Source organism: Enhydrobacter sp., assembly GCA_025808875.1.
Classification (GTDB): Bacteria; Pseudomonadota; Alphaproteobacteria; order Reyranellales; family Reyranellaceae; genus Reyranella.
The window spans coordinates 4,008,492-4,026,987 of record CP075528.1; the positions used below are offsets into that span (position 1 = coordinate 4,008,492).

Sequence of the window (18,496 nt, forward strand, 5' to 3'; positions counted from 1 at the left end):
CGTTCTCCGGTCGCAGCAACCGGAGGGTCCCATGCCGCACACCCAAGCCGTCGTGTGGGTCGACGCCCGGGAGGCCCGGGTGTTCCAGGTCGAAGCCGGCACGGTCGCGAAGCAACACATCCAGGCCGACCAGCCGCACCGCCGGGTCGCCAACAGATCCGGTTCGGTGGCGGGCAGCGACTTGACGCGCGACAACCGCGAGTTCTTCGAGCAGATCCTCGTCGAGTTGAACGACAGCGATGGATGGCTGATCGTCGGGCCGGATGAGACGCGCAACGACTTGCGCAAGTATCTCGATGGTCACGCCGAGGCACTCGAGAGGAAACTCGTGGGCGTCGAGGCGATGGCCCGACCGACCGACGAAGCCCTCTCATCGCTGGCGCACAGCCTGATGAGCGCCAGGACACGGCGAGTCTAGTTCGAGGGGCGGCACGGCCCCCGACGAAGTCACTGCTGGTACCAGGAATTAACGCCCCGTGACCACACGACGTACGATGCGGTAGTGTCCTAATTTGAAAGGGTGCCCTGTCAGGCGCCTTCAGGCCACGCCTCTGCTGGAACGGCATACCAGAGGCCGTCGTGCTGACGGACTTCGCCGCGCACCTCCATCCTATTGAGAGACTCGCTGATCTGCCTGGGCGATAGATGATCGGGAAATTTCTTGGCGATCAAGGCAGACTGGATGCTCGCTATCGACGTGCCATCTTTGCCGAGAACGGAATATACGGCACGGTTGTGAACTGACTCGACTGACATGGGGGGTGTTTCCCTCGGTTGAATATATGCCGACGTAGGGTTACGCCTCAGCGGGCGCAAGTCTGTCGAGCGCGTCTCGATTTAATTGAGTGTCTAAAGGGTCTGCGCGGGGCTGACCTTCGCCGCGTTATGCACGCCGCCCACGCTTTTCTCGCGCTACTTGGTAGTGCAACCAACCAACTCATGCAGCGACCACAAGCTGTTTTGGACATTCGCCGCCATTGCAGGGGGGCACTTCAACGTCTTGTGCATGCGCACGAAGTTATAGTGCGCGAAATGCAGCGACACAGCCGCGTTCATGTTCTCCAGCTTCTTTGAGAAGCCGTTGGTCAGGCGGGTAAACCGCCGCATGCTCATGCGCATGGTGAGGTTCTGACGCTCGATGATGCTGGTCGAGATGTGCTTTTCATCCGGGCGACCGGCGACAACAGTCCGCTCCATGTCCACGACATGCGGCGGGCTGTAGCGGCCCGGACCGATGGGCTCGGCCTCATAGAATTTTACCACCTGCCCGTAGTCTGCATCTGCGCCGAAGGCGCGCTCAACCGCGTCGGCATACAATCCATACGGGAATGAAGGGCGGGGACAACCTACTACGCTCGGTCGTCATTTATGGCCCCAACGCTGCGGGCAAGACCAATTTATTGCGCACGGCCCAGTTTATGCAGAGCTTCGTCGTCCGTTCGGCGGCGGCAGGCGGCGCGCAGTATGCATACACCCCGTTCAGGCTCGCGAGAGCGGTCGCGGGAAAGCCGAGCGCATTTGAAATGTCGTTCATCCAGGACGACATGCGCTACGATTATCCTCTCAGCGACTTCAGGCCGCGCAACGACGAGGTGCTGGAAGATTGGTACATGCGCGGTTGCTATCGTGGCGGAGCAGAGGGGGCAATATCATGAAGCAGCCATGGAACACGAAAAAAGTAGCCATCTGGACTTTGATCATCGCGTGCGTTCTGCAGGTGATCCTAAATCCGCATCTGCTTGTTCGGCTCGGAAATGCGTTGTCCCTAGGGGATGGGGCCGTCGCTCTGCAGGCAATTCTTGTGATCTTTCTATTCGGTGTCTTTTGGGCGGCGGTTGCCTCCGCAGTGTGCGCGGTACGAAATCGGCTTGTGATTAAGGGCTCCAAGCCAAATTAGGACACTACCTACGATGCCGGCCGGCGTCTTGTCCGGCCGTTGCGACGGGTTTGCCAACCGGCCGCTCGGCACCTAAGTACCCAGCGGCATCCATGACAACCAAGGGCCAGTCACCGGGGAGTTACCAGGCAATGTCCGATTCCATCAAATTGGTCGCGTTCTGCGGCAGCCTGCGCAAGGCATCGTTCAACCGCATGGCGCTGGCGGCCTTCAAGGAGCGACTGCCCCCCGGCGTGTCGCTGAGCACGATCGAGATCGGCGAGTGGCCGCTCTACGACGCCGACCTGCAGGCGCAGGGCTTCCCCCCGCCGATCCAGATGGCGCAAAAGACCATGCTCGAGGCGGACGGCATCGTTTTGGTCAGCCCGGAATACAACTACGGCATCTCAGGCGTCCTCAAGAACGCCATCGACTGGCTGTCGCGCACGACACCGCAGCCCTTTGCCGCCCGGCCGATCGCCCTGTTCGGCGCCTCGATGGGCGTTCTCGGCACGGCTCGCGCCCAGTATCAGCTGCGCCAGACCCTGGTCTTCCTCGACGGCCGGCCGGTCAACAAGCCGGAAGTGATGATCGCCCAGGCGCAGAACAAGTTCGCCGACGGCAAGCTGACCGATGAAACGACCGGCAAGCTGCTGGGCGATCTCGGCGCAGCGCTGACGCTCGCTGTGCGGCGGGCGAGGACGGCAGCGACCGTGACCTGAGCTATCTCGGTCTCAGGCTCAGAATGTAGGCGATCAGGTCGTTCTGTTCGCCGGCGCCCAGCGAGAAGTCGGGCATACGGCCATGCGCGGCGGTCATGAAGCCGCGCAGACGGCCGTCGGTGGTCGACGGATCTGCCGCGATCGCGGGGAATGTCGGCAGGCCGTCGGCGGCACCTCTCGCGGCGGCGCGATCGACGACATGACAGGCCGCGCACCAGCGCTGGGCGAGCAAGCGGCCACGATCGACGTCCTGGGCCACGGCGGCGGATGCCGAGAGCAAGACGAACAGAGAAGCCATACCGCGGATCATGCGAACAATCTGGACCGGCGATACCCGATGCCGCCTTGATCCAGATTAAGGATTTGCCGCGGGAGGGTTCGGCCGGAGCGATGGAGGCGGCGCCATGCTCACGCTTCGGCGCACGCCGAAGGACGCGACGCGACCGCCATGCTAGTCCCTGCCGACCCATGGCGTCCAAACTGCCGTTGCTCCTGCTGCTGATCGCGGTGACCTGCCTCAGTCAGTTCTATCGCGTCTCCAACAGCGTCATCGCGCCCGAGCTCACACGGGATCTCGACCTGACCGCACGCCAGCTGGGCTGGGCGGGCAGTGCGTTCTTCTTCGCGCTGTTCGCCCTGCAGATTCCGGTCGGCATGTGGTTCGATCGCTTCGGTGCCCGCCGTACCGTGGCGGTGCTGTCGCTGCTGGCGGCGGGCGGGGCAGTCTGGATCGCCTCGGCGTCGGACGCCGAGGACTTGATCCTCGGCCGCACGCTCGTCGGGCTGGGCTGCGCAGCGTCCTTCATGTCGGTGGTTTTCCTGTGCTCGCGCTGGTTCGAGCCTGCACGACTGGCCACGGCGCTTTCCTGGGTTTTCGCGGCTTCGAACCTGGGGACACTGGCCGCGGCGACGCCACTGGCCTGGGTCGCGGTGACCGTGGGATGGCGCGCGGGATTCTTCGGACTGGCTGCTGTCACGGTCGTCGTCGCGTTGCTTTTCCATGCCGTCGTTCGCGACCGGCCGCCGCATCTGCGCATCGCGGCGATGCGTCAGGAGCCGCTCGTCGAGATCTTTCGTGGCCTATGGCAGGTCTGGCGAACGCCGGGCTTGTTCCCCGTGCTGTCGATGCACTTCTTCGCCTACGCGACCATGCTGACCGTGCTCGGAGTCTGGGGTGGGCCCTATCTCCACGACGTGCATGGCCTCGATGGCGTCCAACGCGGCAACGTGTTGCTGGCGATGGGCGCCGCCCAGATCCTGGGCATTCTGGCCTACGGTCCCATGGATCGCGTGTTCGGCTCGCGCAAGAAGGTCGTCCTGGTGGGCGCCGTCGTTTCGCTCGTCCTGCTGCTCTCGATGGCCCTGCTGGCGCGGCCGCCGTTGTGGATCATCGTTCCACTGCTGGTCGCCTTCTGCTTCTTCTGCGCCTTCGGCACCGTGATCGTGGCGCAGGGTCGCGCCCTGTTCCCCGATCATCTCGCCGGCCGCGGCGTCACCACGGTGAACATGGCCCAATGCCTCGGCCTGACCGTCCTGCCGGCCGGTTCGGGCTACATCGTCGAGGCGTTCGGCGCCACTGATCTCGCCTATCGCTGGCTGTTCGCGGCTCTCGCCGCGGGCCTCGTCCTCGGCTCGCTGGCCTACCTTCGCGCACGTGATGGCTCTATTGCGTCGCCTTCCGCAGATAGGCGATGACGTCGCCGAGCTGGGCCTGCTGCCTCATCCCAGGATAGACCATCCTGGTGTCCGGCACCCGGCCCGCCGGGTCCCTGAGGTACTCCGCCAGAGTTGCATCATCCCAGACGATGCCGGACTTCCTGATGGCATCGGACGACTCGAAACCCTCGGTCTCGCCGGCCTTGCGGCCGAACAGGCCATGCAGGTTCGGCCCGACGGAGGTTGAGCCGTTCTTCTCGACGCTGTGGCAGGCCTTGCATTGCTGGTTGAAGAGGCGCTCGCCCCGCGCGGCATTTCCGGACTGCGCCGACACCGCCATCGGGACCATCGCGAGGGCGGCGGCGACAGCTACGAGAATCGACCTGCTCATCCACCCTGATCAGCAACGAAATACGGCAAGGTGATGTCCTTGCCCACCGGCTCGAAAGCCAGGCGGAGGCGCCGGCCGATCTCGAGGTCGCCCTCCGCGACGTTACGCAGCGGGGCGTTGATGCGAACTCCCGCGTCCATGTCCACCAGAGCCACGATATAGGGCGTCGCCTGCTTGAAGAAAAAGTCGAAGGGATGGTGGCAGACCGTCCAAGCATGCACCTTGCCGCCGAGAGGCGCCTCCTTGAACGCGCTCTCCATCGAGAAGCAGTGAGGGCAGACCGGACGAGGATAGTGGCGGACCTTGCCGCACGCCGCGCAATGTTGAAGCATCAGTCTGTGCTCGCGCAGGCCGTCCCAGTAGGGCCGGCTCTCGCGCGTCGGCGTCGGCAATGGCCGCTCGGGTGCCGGAGGAGCTGTGGTCGTACTCATGCCGCCCTCCGCATGATGGCGAGCGACCCGTCACCCATGTCGCCATAGCCGGTGACGAGGCCCATCTCGGCGTCCTCGATCTGCGCCTTGCCAGCCGCGCCACGCAGCTGGCGCACCAGCTCGATGACGTGATTGAGGCCGACGACATGGCCCTGGCTCAACAACCCGCCATGGGTATTGATCGGCAGTTCGCCGCCCAACCCGATGCGACCGTCCATGACGAAAGGTCCTCCTTCACCCGTCTTGCAGAAGCCCAGTATCTCGAGTTGGCGCAGCACGGTGAAGGTGAAGCAGTCGTAGATCTCGGCGACATCCATGTCCTTTGGCCCGACGCCCGCCATCGGAAAGGCGCGCGCCGCCGCCTTTACAAGCCCGAATTCCAGCAGATCCGGGCGCTGCGCGATCGACGCCGGCGACTCGGGGTGGCCCTCGGCGACACCCATGATTGTCACCAATGGCTGCTTGAGCGACCGCGCGGTGTCGGCGGCGCTCACGATCACCGCCGCACCGCCGTCGCTCTCCAGGCTACAGTCGAACAGACGAAACGGATCGGAGATCATGCGCGAAGCATGATGCTCTTCGACGCTAAGTGGCTTGTTCATCACCACATTGCCGTTGAGAATCGCGTGTCGGCGCATGGTGACGGCGACCTCGGCGAAGTGACGCGGGGTCGTGCCGTAGAGTTCCATGTGGCGCCGTGCGCCCTGGGCGTAGAGCTGGGCCGGCGCGAACATGCCGATCGGCGCTTCGAATTCCGCTGCGAGAGCAAACTGCGGAAACTGCTGCAAGCGCGTCGACACGCGCGCGCCCGAGTAGCCCGTTCGGCCGACGGCGATCAGCACGTTCTTGCAAACTCCGGTCGCCACCGCCATCGCCGCCATTTGCAGTGCTGCCACGCAGGTTGCACCGCCCATCGGCACGAAGGCCGACAACGTGAGGTCGGGCAGGCCGAGGTTGGCGATGAAGTCCTCGGCGATCCCCCCACCCGGGAAGTAGGGAACGACACCGTCGATGTCACGCGGACTGAGGCCGGCGTCTGCGATCGCAGCCAGGCTCGCTTCGAGCTGCAGCGCCAATGCGCTCTTGGACGTACCGCGCGTGTATGCGGTCTCGCCGATGCCGCTTACGGCCGCCTTGTCGCGAAGCGGGTGCGTCATGTTCACTTTCCTCCGGTCGCCATCGTGCCCTAAGCTCCGTCATCCGCGAAGGGGGATTGATGTCCAGGAAAGAATTGGTCGCGTTGTCGGCCGTCGAACTGCGCCGCCGGATCGGCACCAAGGAGATTTCGCCGGTCGAACTGCTCGAGGCATGCCTCGAGCGCATCGAGGAAGTGAACCCGGCGGTCAACGCCGTGACGGCGATGTGCGTGGCGCGTGCGCGCAAGGAAGCGAAGGCGGCGGAAGCCGCGGTGCGGCGCGGTGAGGAGCTGCCGCTGCTGCACGGCCTGCCGGCCGGCATCAAGGACCTCGAAGAGACCAAGGACCTGCTGACCACGTACGGCTCGCCGCTCTATCGCGACTTCGTACCGGGCCGGGACAACGTCATGGTTGCGCGCGTCCGCGCCGCGGGCGCCATCATCGTCGGCAAGACCAATGTGCCCGAGTTCGGCGCCGGATCGAACAGCCGCAATCCGGTGTGGGGCGCGACCGGCAACCCCTTCAATCCGATGCTCAATCCCGGCGGTTCGTCGGGCGGATCGGCGGCGGCTCTCGCCACCGACATGCTGCCGGTCTGCACCGGTTCCGACACCGGCGGCAGCCTGCGCAATCCGGCAGCGTTCTGCGGCATCGTCGGCTTCCGTCCCTCGCCCGGCATGGTCGCCGTCGAGCGACGGGCCATGGGCTGGACGCCGATCTCGGTACTGGGCCCGATGGGCCGCTCGGTCGCCGATCTTTGCCTGTTGTACGCGACCCAGATTGGCCAACACGACCAGGATCCCCTCTCCTTCCCGATCGACGGCATCTCGTTCGCCGAACCCTGGCCGGTCGACCTGGGCAGCCTGCGCGTGGCCTACACCGAGGATTTCGGCGGTGCGCCCGTGGAGAAGGCGATCCGTTCCACCTTCCGCGGCAAGATCAAGGCCATGAAGCATCTCTTTCGCCGCTTCGACAAGATCGAGGTGGACTACGGCGAGGCGGATCGTTGCTTCGACGTGGTGCGTGCCGTCAGCTTCCTGTCGCGCTACCATGACGCCTACACCAGGAATCGCAGGATGCTCGGCCCTAACATCGTGGCCAACTACGAAATTGGCGCCAAACTATCGCTCGCCGACTTCGCCTGGGCGCACGGCGAGCAGACACGTCTCTTCCGCAAGTTCCAGGACATATACAAGGACTACGATCTGGTGATCGGGCCGACTGTCGGCTTCACGCCGTTTCCGTGGAAGCAGCTCTACATCGACGAAATGGACGGCAAGAAGTTGCGCAACTACTACCACTGGATGGCGACCAAGTACTTCGTCACCTTGGTCTCCAACCCTGCGGTCTCGCTGCCCTGTGGCGTCGATCACAAGAAGATGCCGTTCGGCCTGCAGGTGATCGGCCGTTTCCGGGGTGACGGCGAGGTGCTGGGTGCGGCACACGCCATGGAGCAGGCCTTCAAGGGCATTCCAAGCCTGGCGCGACCGCTGCCCAGCATCGCCAAGCTCCGCAAGCCCGTGCCAGCGCTGAAATCCATCGTGACCCACCCGCCGAAGCTGAACGCCAAGCCGACCAAAGGTCCGGCGCCGGGGGCGCTCTAGGAGTGGCGACCAAGCACCAGGATCTGCACGGCCTCACGCTATCGACCGATTCGGAGGAGGCCGCGGCGGCATTCGACCGCGCGACGACGTCGTACCTGAAGTACCGCACCGATGCCGGCCGCCAGCTTGGCGGGGCGCTGAAGGCCGACCCCGACTTCGCGCTGGCCCATGTGCTGCGCGGCTACTTCAACATGCTGGCCTACAACCAGGCGAACGTCGCGGGTGCCCAGGAGTCCCTTGCCGAAGCGCGCAAGCGGGCCAAGCGCACCACGACGCGCGAGGCCGCCCACATCGAGGCGCTCGCCACGTGGGTCGAGGGCGACCTCGATCGCATGCTCGACGTGTGGGAAGGCATCTTCGCCGAGCATCCGCACGACGTGCTGGCCTTCCGCCTGCACCACTTCAACGCCTTCTGGCTCGGCCGGCCCGAGGAGATGCAGGTCGAGGTCGAGCGCGTGTTCCCGCATTGGCGCAGCGACCAGCCGGGCTGGGGCATGGTGCTGTCGTGCCGCTGCTTCGCGCACGAGGAAGCCGGCAACTACACATTGGCCGAGGCCGCCGGCCGCCAGGCGATCGAGGTCGATCCCGGCGATCTGTGGGGCGCCCACGCCATCGCCCACGTGCTGGAGATGCAGGGTCGCCGCGGCGAGGGCATCGGCTGGCTGAAGAAGCTCGAGCCGCACTGGGAGGGCGCCAACAACCTCAAGCACCATCTCTACTGGCACCGCGCCATGTTCCATATCGAGCGGCGCGAGTTCCCCGAGGTGCTGGCGCTCTACGACAACGGCTTCCGCGACCTCAATTCGCCGCTCACGCAGGCGATGCCCGACATGTACATCGACGTGCAGAATGCCGCCTCCATGCTGTTCCGGCTGGAACGGCACGGTATCGATGTCGGCGACCGCTGGGTCGAGCTTGCCGACAAGGCCGAGGCGCGGGTTGGCGACTGCCTCTCGGGCTTCACCCTGCCGCACTGGATGATGGCGCTCGCCGCCACCGGCCGCTTCGAGGCGGCGGCCCGCATGCTCGACGCCATGCGCGCTTTCGGTCAAGGCAATGGCACAGTGCAGCGGCTTGTGGCGCGGGTGGCGCTGCCGATCTGCCAGGCCGTGCTGGCCCATCGCCAGGGCAAGCATGAGGCGGCGCTGGCCGTTCTGCGCCCGGTCATCAGCGAGATGTACTTGCTGGGCGGCAGCCACGCCCAGCAGGACGTCCTGGAGCAGCTCTTCCTCGACTGCGCGCTCAAGGCCGACAGCCCCGAGGACGTGCGGCTGATGCTGGAGCGCGTCGCCGGCCGCCATCCGGTGCCGCCCGGCCGGCGCATCGGCTATGCCATGGCCGCCGACCGCTTTTCACACTGACATAACTTTACCTGACTGCCACCCTCCGGCCACCTTGCCCGCCGTATCCCTCTGTGACCCGCGTCTCGACCGCGGAGAACGGAGGTTCGGATGCGCTACGGCAAATGGATCTTGATGGCTTGCCTGCTCGCCGTGACCGCAGGCTGCATGCAGACCGCCGGCTACCCCTACGGCGGCTATCGCGGCGGCAACCAGTGGAACAGCGCGTCGCGTGACTACGACCGCGACGGCATCCCCAATCGATACGACAGGGACGCCAACGGCGACGGTGTGCCCGACCGCTACCAGCGTCGCTAGACGCGATGTCTCGATCAAACCGCAAAGGCGCCGCCCCGGCGCCTTTGTCGGTCCCGTATCACCCTCAAGGCGCCCCGAAAACGATGTCCCTTGGAGGCAAAAATGCTCAAGACGAGCGGATTCGCCGTGATGGCCGTCACCCTGGCAGCGGCCGGATGCGTACCTGCGATGGAGTCGGGCTACAGCCATGGTCCGGGCTACTACAATTCCGGCTACCCAAGCGGCAGCTACTACAACAGCAGCTACTCGCGTCCACCCACCTACTACAGTTCGCCGACCTACTATTCCACGTACGCGCCACCACCGCGCGTGGTTACGCAGACGAGATACGTCCCGGTTCCGGCGCAACGAACCCATCATCACAAACGCTGGCGCGATCGTGACCGCGACGGCATCCCCGACCGCTGGGAACGCCGCTAGCGTCGACGCTTCTTCAGATCGGCGTCGTGCTCGCCCAGAATCGGTGCCGCGCGGCGCACGCTGCCCGGCGTGGCCGACATCTTGATCGGCACACCCAGCGTCTTCTGGCGGCCGGCCACGGCATGCTCCACTTCGGCGACCATGCCGCGTGCCAGGATCTGCGGATCGGCGAACACCTCGTCGTGCCGCAGGACGGGGCCGGCCGGAATACCCTCGATCTCGAGTACGGCCATCCAATCGGCGGTCGAGCGTTTGGCGATTTCGATCTCCAAAATCGCCACTAACGCCTCATTGTTGCGAACGCGCAGGGCATTGGTCCGGAAACGTGGATCGTCGGCCAGCGTCGGCTGGCCGATCAACTCGCAGAGCTTTCGAAAGAAGTTCTGTTGCGCGCCGCCGATCGTCAGCCACCCGTCTGCGGTCCGGAAGACCTGATACGGCGAGGATCCGCGGTGTGCCTGGCCGAGTTTCTCGGGGCGTTGTCCCGAGGCGAAGTAGTTGGCAGCCTCGTAGACGCCAAGCGAAACCGTCGCCTCGAGCAAAGACGTCTCGACCCACTGTCCCTTGCCGGTGGTCTCACGGGCGCGCAGCGCGGCAAGTACGCCTATCGTGAGATACAAGCCGGCACCGACGTCGGAGATCGCGAGCGGGATGCGATAAGGTGGACCATCCTTCGGTCCCGTCACGGACATCAGGCCCGACATGGCCTGGATCATGAGATCGAAGCCACCGCGCCTCGCATAAGGCCCGGTCTGCCCGAAACCAGAGATAGATCCCAGCACCAGTCGCGGGTTGCGTTGCGAGAGTGCCGTCCATCCGATGCCGAGCTTGTCCACGACGCCGGGCCGGAAATTCTCCAACACCACATCCGCTCCGTCGACCATGTCCCAGAAGATTGCCAGGTCATCCTTCGCCTTGAGGTCGAGACGCGTGCCGCGCTTGTTGCGGTTCCACAGCATGAAAGGCGCGGATTCTTCCCGCACGAAAGGCGGGGCACCACGCATGGCGTCGCCCTGTGGACTTTCGATCTTGATCACATCAGCACCGAGGTCGGCGAGTTGCATACCGCAAAAGGGCCCCGACAGATGCGTCGTCAGGTCGAGCACCACCAGGCCGTCAAGAGCGCCTCTGCCATCCGCGACCATGTCAGACTCCCAACAGCTTCCTTAATTCGGCCATCGTCACGAGCCACTTCGAACTGCCAAACTCGTTGGACACCACCTCGCCGTCGCGCACGATCAGGAAACGGGGTGTACCGCTCTTGCGCGGCAACTGTTCGAGCACGGCGTGCAGTTCGGCCGGCCAGTAGCGCTGCTGGTAGGCCTCTTTGAGGCGCGGCGCCTCCACTTCGATCCAAGTGACGCGCTTGAACTCAGGAGAGGCAAGCCATTCGGCCTTGTACTTGTTCCTCCAGGCCAAACACGGGGTACAATCCCAGCCACCGACATAGATCACCTTCAGGTCGGAGGCAGCGCGAACCGGAATCGCCGCAAAGGTAAGTGCCGTAAGCACAAAGGTTCGACGCGAATGACCCCGAGCAGAGCCGGGGACCTTTGCTGCGTGGGCGTGATACATACCGTACTCTAGGCCGGCATGGCGGCGCCAACCAAATCCTCTCTCGTCACCCTCGAAGACTTCTTCCGGTTCGCGGTTCGGCGCTTTCGGACAGCGAGGCTCGCCTATGGCCACGGCACGACCAATGCACGGGACGAGGCTGCCTTCCTGTTGCTGGAGGCTCTGCGCTTGCCGATCCACGATATCTCGCCCTGGCTCGACCTCAAGCCGACACGAGCCGAACGCTCCCGGCTGCTTACCCTGATCGAAGCCCGCGTCAGCCTGCGAATACCGGCACCTTACCTGGTGGGAGCAGCCTACATGCACAGCGTTCGCTTCCTGGCCGACCGCCGTGCGCTGATCCCGCGCTCCTTCGTCGGCGATTTGCTGACCGCGGGTGCGCTCCCGATCGAGGGTCCACGGCGTGTCAGGCGCGTGCTCGATCTCTGCACCGGTTCGGGTTGTCTCGCCATCCTCGCCGCTTTCGCCTTCCCGCGCACCGACATCGACGCCGTCGACCTCTCGGCTGGAGCGCTTGCGCTCGCGAAGCGCAACGTCGCGATGTACCGGCTGGGGGACCGCATCACGCTGCACCGCGGCGACCTGTTTGCCCCTCTTGCTGGGCAGCGCTACGACTTGATGGTCAGCAATCCGCCCTATGTCGACGGTCGCGGCATGGCGCGACTACCGCCGGAATTTCGACACGAGCCACGCATGGCACTGGCCGCCGGAGTGGACGGCCTCGACGTCGTGCACCGCCTGCTCGCCAATGCGCCGGACTACTTGGCACCGAGCGGTGCGCTGATCTGTGAGGTCGGCCGAGGGCGTAAACTGCTCGAATCAGCCTATCCGCGTACGCCGTTTCTCTGGCTCGATACCGAGCTGAGCCGGGGAGAGGTCTTCTGGCTGGCTCGTCGCGACTTTCCTGCCCAAGCGTTCAAGCGGAGAAAACGCCTGCCCTAGCCACGAGCTAACGGTCACGCGCCGTCGCCGACACAGATGCCGAGGGCGCGGGCGGTTCGCACGAGGGAGCCGTCGGGGTCGACGGTCCTGGAGCGCCCGGCAACCTTCTCCAGTGGCACGTCGATCACCTTGCGGTTCCACCACGCCACCATCCGATCGCGCGCACCCTCGGCCAGCAAATCGACCGCACGCACGCCGAGCGCGCTCGCCAACAGGCGATCCTCGGCGGTTGGCTCAGCGCCGCGCTGGACGTGGCCGAGCACGGTCGCGCGCGCCTCGGCGCCGGTGGCCTTGGCAAGGCGTTGCGCCAACCAGTCCCCCATACCGCCTTTGGCAGGCGCATCGTCCCACGACTCCGGTTCGTCCGACTTGCCCGCGGCCTCCGCCACGACCACCAGCGCCGTTCGCCGGCCGGCCTGTCGCAACGCCGCTATATGGTTCATGACATGCGCTAGACGCCAGCGGATTTCGGGAATCAGGACGACGTCGGCACCCCCGGCGATACCGGCGGCAATGGCGATATGACCAGCGTCGCGACCCATCACTTCGAGCACCATGATGCGATCGTGGCTGGCGCCGGTCGGCTGCAGCCGGTCTAGGGCTTCAGTGGCGACAGCGACAGCTGTCGAATAGCCAACTGCACGCTCGGTGTTGGCGACGTCGTTGTCGATGGTCTTGGGGACGCCGATGAACGGCAGGCGGGTCGGTGCAAGCAAACGACGTAGGATGTCGAGACTGCCGTCGCCGCCCACCCCGATGAGGCCGTCGAGCTGCAACTCCGCCAGAGCCGCATTCATCTCACCGGAGCGATCTCTGACGCTGCCGTCATTCATGGGAAAGGCAAATGGATCGCCGCGGTTGGTGCTGCCGAGGAACGTTCCTCCCCGGTGTGCCAGGGCCGCATCCAGTCGCGACGGATCGAGCTCGCGTACGCCGATCGGCCGCTCAAGCAGCCCAAGCGTACCACGCTGGATGCCGATCACGCTCCAACCATGGCCGTGGTGGGCGCGCAGCGCGACGGCACGGATCACGGCATTGAGTCCGGCACAGTCACCGCCACTGGTCAGGATTCCGATTCGTTTGGTCATCGTCGGCCTCCACGCCTAGTCTATCAAGAAAGTAGCAGGGAGATGGCGCATATGCTGGCAGGCGACGCTTGGACCCACGATACTCTGAAGCCGGCAGATTGGACTGTCGAGTTGTCCTCGCCAGCACGCGACGAATTGCGCGAGGTTGTGCGCGAACTGCGACGCTCGCCCGTGCCTCTCTTCGTGCTCGACCCGCGCGACTTCACCTTGGCCGCCTGCCGCGAGGCGATGAACGAGGTTCGGCGGATTACCCAAGCGGGATCGATGTTTGCCGTTCTCGATCGCTTGCCCATGGAGGAGATCAACCGCGAAGAGGCCATCCAGCTCTATTGGCTGTTGTCGTGTCTGCTGGCCCGTCCAGTGGCGCAGAAGCTGAACGGCCAGATGCTGTTCGACGTGACGGATACCGGCGCGAAATTGAAGCCGGGTTCGGGCGTTCGCCCGACCGTCACCAACGTGGATCTACGCTTCCACAATGACAACTCCTACAATGAGACACCGCCCGACTATGTCTGCCTGCTGTGCCTGCATCCGGCCAAGCAGGGCGGCGTCAGCCAAGTGATGAGCGTGGCCACGATCCATCGAGCACTGAGCGTGGATCATCCCGAGCTCCTGCCGCGCCTCTACAAGCCATTCTGGTACGATCGGCACGCCGAGCACGATCCCACCGAATCGACGACGTTCGCCGCACCGGTCTTCGAGCGCGACGCGGACGGCACGCTGAAGGCGCGGCTCGCCCTGTCGGAGATCTACGCGGGCTACGAGTTGCGTGGCGAGCGCATGGACAACGAGACGATCGCTGCGCTACAGGCCCTTCAATCCATATTCGACCGGCCCGAACTACGTGTCGAACTCGACTTCGTGGCCGGCCAAATCCAGTTCGTCAACAACCGTGCCACCGGCCACGCGCGCACCGAATTCACCGACCATCCCGAACCCGAGCGCAAGCGTCACCTCGTGCGTCTGTGGTTGCGTGAGAGCGGTAGACGCGGCTATCGGGGTTGAGATTGCAAATCGCTTGCTGGCGACGTTTGGTATGTCATAAATTGCGAACCTGGGAGTGAAATGGCTTTCCGGGGAACGATGCATTGTCAGTCGCAGCAGTGCCCGCTCGCGTTGGACTTCTATTCCTTGCGATCACGATTTTCCTCACTTCCGGCCTGTCCCGACCCGCACATGCCGACTGCGTGCTCTCGGGAACGGTGGTGCTCTGCAGCGGCAGTTCCCCCGGGGGTTTTGCTGCCGGCGGGGGCGTCAACGGACTAACGGTGACCATCCAGGAGGGTGCCGTCGTCGGAACGGGCATCACCCTCAACGACAACAATTCGGCGTCGAATCTCGGCACCATCTCCGTTGGCGACACCACGACGGGCATCGCGGCCGGCAACAACAATCAGATCTCGAACACTGGCTCGATTCTCGCTGGTGAAAGCGGTGTCGGCATAACCGTCACGGGATTGGGATCCATCTTCAGCTCGGGCAGCATCGTCGTCGGCAATGTGGGCGTGGGCATCTCCGGCCAGAACGTCACGAACACCGGGTCGATTTCCGTCGGCGACGATGGGTTCGGCATCGTCGGGACCACGAACTTCGGCATGCTCACCAATCGGGGATCGATAGTCGTGGGCGAGAATGGCGCGGGCATCCAGAGCGCTGCCGACTCGCTTTCGGTGATCAACAGCGGGTCCATCGCATTCGGCAACTGCGGTTCTGGCATCGATGTGAGCGCCGGCACGGGACATACCGTGACCAACACCGGCTCGATCCGTGACCTTGGCTGTGGAGGTATCGGCATCCTCTCGGGAGACAATAGTACCATATCCAATTCTGGCTCCATCACAGTCGGTGAAACCGGTGCAGGTATTGCCGGCGGCATGGGCATGTCGGTACTCAACACGGGCACCATCGTTACTGGCGCGGGCGGAGTTGGCATCGAGATCACTGATGGCAGCGCTGTGAATTCCGGAACCATCGTGATTGGCGATGGACTGATCTTTTCGGTCGGAATCTTCTCGCTCTGGGGTGCATCTCAGATCACGAACACCGGAACCATCATCGGCGGCGACGGTGCCAGCGGATTGATGGCCCTTGGATCGAACAATGCGCTCACCAACAGCGGCATCATCTCTGTCGGACAAAACGGAATCGGCCTGTTAGGCCAGGGTGATGGCAACATGTTCTTCAATTCCGGTACGGTCACCCTGGGCGAGGGCGGCATCGGAATTCTGCAGGTCGGCGACGGGGGTACCGCAAACAACAGCGGAACGATCAACGCACTGTCGGACGGTGCACAGGCAATGCTGTTTCAGGGCAATGGCGCCACGGCGATCAACAGCGGCACTATCAACGTTGGAAGCTTCGCACTGGGGATCGGCGTGCAAGGCGACGGCGCAACCATCACAAACTTCGGCACCCTCAATGTCGCCGCCGATGGCACGGGCGTGGCCTTCGCCGGAATCAACAACATCGTGAGCAACCAGGGCACCATCAACGTCGGTGCTTGTGGCGTCGGCATCGATACCTCCCTCAGCAGTGACTCGACGATATTCAATAGCGGCAGCATCCTGGGTGCCGGCTGCAGTGCCACGGCCGTCGCCCTCGGCGACAACGACACTTTCAGTAATAGCGGACGAATCTCCGCGCCGTTCTCGGTCGTAGCATTGGGCAGCAACACGACGCTGACGAACACTGGAACACTGGATGGATCCCTCCTGTTCGATGGAGCCGGCGGAAATACCCTGACGAACTCAGGACTGATCACCATCAGCTCCGCACTCACCGCGGGCAATGGCGTCACGCACCTGGTTGACGGCACCTTCGTGCAGGGCGCCTCGGGCGTGCTGGCGTTGAGGGTTCTGCCGAACAGCGGCACCGGCAACTACGACGTACTTCAGGTCATGAACTCCGTCCCAGGAACGGGTGTCGCCACGCTAGGCGGCACGCTCAGGGTCGTGCCACAACCCGGCTTGTTCAACGCGACCACAACCTATCCAGGCGTGCTCACCTTCGCGAGTTCTAACGGACGGTTCGCCAATGTGGAGACGGGATTGCTCTTCCTGAATGGGGCCGCCATCTACAACAATACCAGCGTCGACCTCGTTCTGACGCGTGTACCGTTCAATCAGGCCTTCACCACGGGCGGGACGAACGAGCAAGCAATCGGCACTCTGCTGGAACAGAACTACTCGCCGGATCTCACCGGGGTGCTGGCGACATTCTACGCCCAACTGCTGCAGTCGACGGCGCCCAATACGCTGGCACAACTTACCGGCGAAGTCGCCACGGCGCCTCAGACCACCTCGTTCGCAACCTTCGGCCAGTTCATGAGCACAATCCTGAGCCAAACCGGCAGTTCCCGCATTGCCGGATCGTCATCGTCGATCTCCCTCGCGATGGCGGGCACAGGTTCTCGTGTCCTGCTGAAGGACTTGGCCTGCGCATCCGACACCTGCGACTCGGCCGGGCAAATTGGCTACACGGCCTGGATGCAGGGATTCGGGGGTGCCGGCAGCATCGACCGCAGCGCCAGCATCGGTAGTTCGCGCATCGACTTCACGACGGCGGGAGGCGCGATCGGCATGGACGCCAGGGTTGCCCCCGATCTTGCGCTGGGGTTGGCCTTGGGTACGGGATCTTCGATCTACAGTCTCACCGATCTCACAAGCAATGGCGGCGGGCGGGCGATCCTGCTGGCGCTCTACGGCACAGCCGATGTCGGGCCGGGTTACATCGACGGAGCATTGGCTCTCGGCTACAATGGCTTTGCCAGCAACCGGACGATAGGCACCGGGGCCATTGCCGAGCAGGCAACGGCTTCCTTCGCAGGCTATCAGTATGGCGGCCGGATCGAGGGCGGATGGCGCTTCGCGCTGGGCGACATGACCCTCACACCCTTCGGCGGCCTCACCGTAATGGCGCTGTCCCAGCCTGGCTACACCGAAGTCTCACGGAACCTCGCAACCGGCGCCCCTGGGATGCTCGGGTTGACCTATCAGGCGCAGACCGCGACATCGGTGCGGTCCGGCATAGGTGCCCAGTTCGAGGCGTCGCTGCGCGTGGGCGAGGATATCCTGTTCCGCCCACGGCTCAGGCTCGGTTGGGCACACGAATTCAACACCGAACGGACGACGACGGCGAGCCTCGGCACTCTCCTGCCCAGTGCCGCCTTCACGGTGCGAGGCGCGACACCTGCCGCCGATGCGCTGCTCGTCGGCGCCGGATTCGATCTCCAACTCGCGTCCATGGTGCGTCTCTACGGCCAGTTCGATGGCGACTTCGCAGCCAATGCGCAGTCGTACTCCGGCACGGGCGGCGTTCGGTTGATCTGGTAGGGTTGACCGGATCAATCAATCTTGAAGGTTATGAGCAACGGCGCATGATGACACGATGCTCGTCCACTTCAGGACCTTCGCCGCATACAACCGCTGGGCCAACGGCCGACTGCATGACGCAGCCGCCACGCTCGACGAGTCGGCATATCGCGCCGATCGCGGTGTCTTCTTCAGGTCGATGCACGGTACGCTCAATCACCTGTTGGTGACGGATCGCATCTGGATGCAGCGTTTCACCGGTACCGGCGAGGCACCCGAGCGGCTCGACACCATCCTCCACGAACGCCTCGTCGATCTGCGCGGGGCACGCGATACCGAGGATCGACGGATTGTCGACTATGTCGAGAGCCTCGACGACGAACGTCTGGCGGGTACGATTCGTTACCGCCGGGTTTCGACGCCCGAGGAGTTCGTCCAACCGCTCGCACCGGCGCTCGCCCACTGGTTCAACCATCAAACGCATCATCGCGGCCAGGCACACGCCATCCTGACCGGACTGGGCAAGATGGCGCCGGAACTCGATCTGCTCTACTTCCAGAGGCTGGTGGAGGCGGGCAAAGCCTGAGGGCCGGCAATGGTGGGCGCACCAGGGCTCGAACCTGGGACCCGCTGATTAAGAGTCAGCTGCTCTACCAACTGAGCTATGCGCCCATTGCCGGGAAGCGC

21 protein-coding genes and 1 tRNA gene are annotated in these 18,496 nt (G+C 64.3%); 12 read left to right on the forward strand and 10 right to left on the reverse strand.

The window, feature by feature from the left end; genetic code table 11:
• The first annotated feature begins 31 nt into the window (after positions 1–31).
• Positions 32–418 (forward strand): hypothetical protein, encoded by a 387-nt coding sequence (locus KIT25_19850; protein UYN94269.1) that lies wholly within the window; start codon positions 32–34, stop codon positions 416–418.
• A 110-nt stretch (positions 419–528) separates the two neighbouring features.
• Here the strand turns inward: KIT25_19850 and KIT25_19855 are convergent, their stop codons facing one another.
• Both KIT25_19855 and KIT25_19860 read right to left on the reverse strand, forming a co-directional pair.
• On the reverse strand, positions 529–756 hold the full coding sequence (locus KIT25_19855) for a hypothetical protein (GenBank protein UYN94270.1): 228 nt from the start codon (positions 754–756) through the stop codon (positions 529–531).
• Between the two features lie 156 nt (positions 757–912).
• Positions 913–1,317, reverse strand: a complete 405-nt coding sequence (locus KIT25_19860) for a hypothetical protein (protein ID UYN94271.1) — start codon at positions 1,315–1,317, stop codon at positions 913–915.
• A gap of 11 nt (positions 1,318–1,328) precedes the next feature.
• On the opposite strand from KIT25_19860, the gene KIT25_19865 reads away from it, so the two are divergent.
• Both KIT25_19865 and KIT25_19870 read left to right on the forward strand, forming a co-directional pair.
• Complete coding sequence (locus KIT25_19865) at positions 1,329–1,655, forward strand: ATP-binding protein (GenBank protein ID UYN94272.1); 327 nt, start codon at positions 1,329–1,331, stop codon at positions 1,653–1,655.
• 373 nt (positions 1,656–2,028) lie between these two features.
• Entirely contained in the window at positions 2,029–2,598 is a 570-nt protein-coding gene (locus tag KIT25_19870) for an NAD(P)H-dependent oxidoreductase (protein UYN94273.1), read from the forward strand.
• 1 nt (position 2,599) lies between these two features.
• Here the strand turns inward: KIT25_19870 and KIT25_19875 are convergent, their stop codons facing one another.
• Positions 2,600–2,896 carry a hypothetical protein gene (locus KIT25_19875; protein UYN94274.1) on the reverse strand — a complete coding sequence of 99 codons (297 nt, stop codon included), beginning with the start codon at positions 2,894–2,896 and terminating at the stop codon, positions 2,600–2,602.
• Positions 2,897–3,066: 170 nt separating this feature from the next.
• Between KIT25_19875 and KIT25_19880 the strand changes: the two genes are divergently transcribed.
• Complete coding sequence (locus KIT25_19880) at positions 3,067–4,293, forward strand: MFS transporter (protein ID UYN94275.1); 1,227 nt, start codon at positions 3,067–3,069, stop codon at positions 4,291–4,293.
• Here the strand turns inward: KIT25_19880 and KIT25_19885 are convergent.
• The 3 genes from KIT25_19885 to KIT25_19895 are packed head-to-tail and all read right to left on the reverse strand — an operon-like array spanning position 4,262 to position 6,233.
• Positions 4,262–4,645 carry a cytochrome c family protein gene (locus KIT25_19885; protein UYN94276.1) on the reverse strand — a complete coding sequence of 128 codons (384 nt, stop codon included), beginning with the start codon at positions 4,643–4,645 and terminating at the stop codon, positions 4,262–4,264. The two genes, KIT25_19880 and KIT25_19885, sit on opposite strands and share 32 nt — an antisense overlap.
• Positions 4,642–5,076 carry a Zn-ribbon domain-containing OB-fold protein gene (locus tag KIT25_19890; GenBank protein ID UYN94277.1) on the reverse strand — a complete coding sequence of 145 codons (435 nt, stop codon included), beginning with the start codon at positions 5,074–5,076 and terminating at the stop codon, positions 4,642–4,644. Before KIT25_19890 ends, KIT25_19885 begins: the two co-directional genes overlap by 4 nt.
• Entirely contained in the window at positions 5,073–6,233 is a 1,161-nt protein-coding gene (locus KIT25_19895; GenBank protein ID UYN94278.1) for a thiolase family protein, read from the reverse strand. The genes KIT25_19890 and KIT25_19895 overlap by 4 nt, the downstream gene beginning before the upstream one ends.
• 59 nt (positions 6,234–6,292) lie before the next feature.
• On the opposite strand from KIT25_19895, the gene KIT25_19900 reads away from it, so the two are divergent.
• From KIT25_19900 to KIT25_19915, 4 genes are all read left to right on the forward strand, one after another.
• Positions 6,293–7,816 (forward strand): amidase, encoded by a 1,524-nt coding sequence (locus KIT25_19900; protein ID UYN94279.1) that lies wholly within the window; start codon positions 6,293–6,295, stop codon positions 7,814–7,816.
• Between the two features lie 2 nt (positions 7,817–7,818).
• Positions 7,819–9,177, forward strand: coding sequence for a tetratricopeptide repeat protein (locus tag KIT25_19905; GenBank protein UYN94280.1), 1,359 nt, complete (start codon positions 7,819–7,821; stop codon positions 9,175–9,177).
• Between the two features lie 90 nt (positions 9,178–9,267).
• Positions 9,268–9,474, forward strand: coding sequence for a hypothetical protein (locus KIT25_19910; protein UYN94281.1), 207 nt, complete (start codon positions 9,268–9,270; stop codon positions 9,472–9,474).
• A gap of 102 nt (positions 9,475–9,576) precedes the next feature.
• Entirely contained in the window at positions 9,577–9,894 is a 318-nt protein-coding gene (locus KIT25_19915) for a hypothetical protein (protein ID UYN94282.1), read from the forward strand.
• Here KIT25_19915 and KIT25_19920 read toward each other — a convergent pair.
• Positions 9,891–11,039, reverse strand: coding sequence for a CoA transferase (locus KIT25_19920; GenBank protein ID UYN94283.1), 1,149 nt, complete (start codon positions 11,037–11,039; stop codon positions 9,891–9,893). The genes KIT25_19915 and KIT25_19920 overlap by 4 nt on opposite strands.
• A gap of 1 nt (position 11,040) precedes the next feature.
• Complete coding sequence (locus KIT25_19925; protein ID UYN94284.1) at positions 11,041–11,469, reverse strand: hypothetical protein; 429 nt, start codon at positions 11,467–11,469, stop codon at positions 11,041–11,043.
• An 18-nt stretch (positions 11,470–11,487) separates the two neighbouring features.
• On the opposite strand from KIT25_19925, the gene prmB reads away from it, so the two are divergent.
• Entirely contained in the window at positions 11,488–12,411 is a 924-nt protein-coding gene (gene prmB, locus KIT25_19930) for a 50S ribosomal protein L3 N(5)-glutamine methyltransferase (protein UYN94285.1), read from the forward strand.
• Between the two features lie 14 nt (positions 12,412–12,425).
• Here prmB and KIT25_19935 read toward each other — a convergent pair whose 3' ends face one another.
• Positions 12,426–13,499: an ATP-dependent 6-phosphofructokinase gene (locus tag KIT25_19935; protein UYN94286.1), complete on the reverse strand. Its 1,074-nt coding sequence runs from the start codon at positions 13,497–13,499 to the stop codon at positions 12,426–12,428.
• Between the two features lie 111 nt (positions 13,500–13,610).
• Here KIT25_19935 and KIT25_19940 point away from each other — a divergent pair, with 111 nt between their 5' ends.
• The 3 genes from KIT25_19940 to KIT25_19950 all read left to right on the forward strand — a co-directional run bounded on the left by KIT25_19940 (position 13,611) and on the right by KIT25_19950 (position 18,395).
• Entirely contained in the window at positions 13,611–14,504 is an 894-nt protein-coding gene (locus KIT25_19940) for a TauD/TfdA family dioxygenase (protein ID UYN94287.1), read from the forward strand.
• Between the two features lie 263 nt (positions 14,505–14,767).
• A complete protein-coding gene (locus tag KIT25_19945) occupies positions 14,768–17,830 on the forward strand; it encodes an autotransporter domain-containing protein (GenBank protein UYN94288.1) in 3,063 nt (1,020 codons plus the stop codon).
• 55 nt (positions 17,831–17,885) lie between these two features.
• Positions 17,886–18,395: a damage-inducible protein DinB gene (locus KIT25_19950; GenBank protein ID UYN94289.1), complete on the forward strand. Its 510-nt coding sequence runs from the start codon at positions 17,886–17,888 to the stop codon at positions 18,393–18,395.
• Positions 18,396–18,405: 10 nt separating this feature from the next.
• On the opposite strand, the gene KIT25_19955 is transcribed toward KIT25_19950, so the two are convergent.
• Positions 18,406–18,481: transfer RNA gene (locus KIT25_19955), tRNA-Lys, on the reverse strand.
• Positions 18,482–18,496 lie beyond the last annotated feature (15 nt).

Coding starts and splice junctions, on each gene's coding strand:
- KIT25_19850 (UYN94269.1), top strand. CDS start 32: ATGCCGCACACCCAAGCCGTCGTGTGGGTCGACGCCCGGGAGGCCCGG.
- KIT25_19855 (UYN94270.1), bottom strand. CDS start 756: ATGTCAGTCGAGTCAGTTCACAACCGTGCCGTATATTCCGTTCTCGGC.
- KIT25_19865 (UYN94272.1), top strand. CDS start 1,329: ATGAAGGGCGGGGACAACCTACTACGCTCGGTCGTCATTTATGGCCCC.
- KIT25_19870 (UYN94273.1), top strand. CDS start 2,029: ATGTCCGATTCCATCAAATTGGTCGCGTTCTGCGGCAGCCTGCGCAAG.
- KIT25_19875 (UYN94274.1), bottom strand. CDS start 2,896: ATGGCTTCTCTGTTCGTCTTGCTCTCGGCATCCGCCGCCGTGGCCCAG.
- KIT25_19880 (UYN94275.1), top strand. CDS start 3,067: ATGGCGTCCAAACTGCCGTTGCTCCTGCTGCTGATCGCGGTGACCTGC.
- KIT25_19885 (UYN94276.1), bottom strand. CDS start 4,645: ATGAGCAGGTCGATTCTCGTAGCTGTCGCCGCCGCCCTCGCGATGGTC.
- KIT25_19890 (UYN94277.1), bottom strand. CDS start 5,076: ATGAGTACGACCACAGCTCCTCCGGCACCCGAGCGGCCATTGCCGACG.
- KIT25_19895 (UYN94278.1), bottom strand. CDS start 6,233: ATGACGCACCCGCTTCGCGACAAGGCGGCCGTAAGCGGCATCGGCGAG.
- KIT25_19900 (UYN94279.1), top strand. CDS start 6,293: ATGTCCAGGAAAGAATTGGTCGCGTTGTCGGCCGTCGAACTGCGCCGC.
- KIT25_19910 (UYN94281.1), top strand. CDS start 9,268: ATGCGCTACGGCAAATGGATCTTGATGGCTTGCCTGCTCGCCGTGACC.
- KIT25_19915 (UYN94282.1), top strand. CDS start 9,577: ATGCTCAAGACGAGCGGATTCGCCGTGATGGCCGTCACCCTGGCAGCG.
- KIT25_19920 (UYN94283.1), bottom strand. CDS start 11,039: ATGGTCGCGGATGGCAGAGGCGCTCTTGACGGCCTGGTGGTGCTCGAC.
- KIT25_19925 (UYN94284.1), bottom strand. CDS start 11,469: ATGTATCACGCCCACGCAGCAAAGGTCCCCGGCTCTGCTCGGGGTCAT.
- prmB (UYN94285.1), top strand. CDS start 11,488: ATGGCGGCGCCAACCAAATCCTCTCTCGTCACCCTCGAAGACTTCTTC.
- KIT25_19935 (UYN94286.1), bottom strand. CDS start 13,499: ATGACCAAACGAATCGGAATCCTGACCAGTGGCGGTGACTGTGCCGGA.
- KIT25_19950 (UYN94289.1), top strand. CDS start 17,886: ATGCTCGTCCACTTCAGGACCTTCGCCGCATACAACCGCTGGGCCAAC.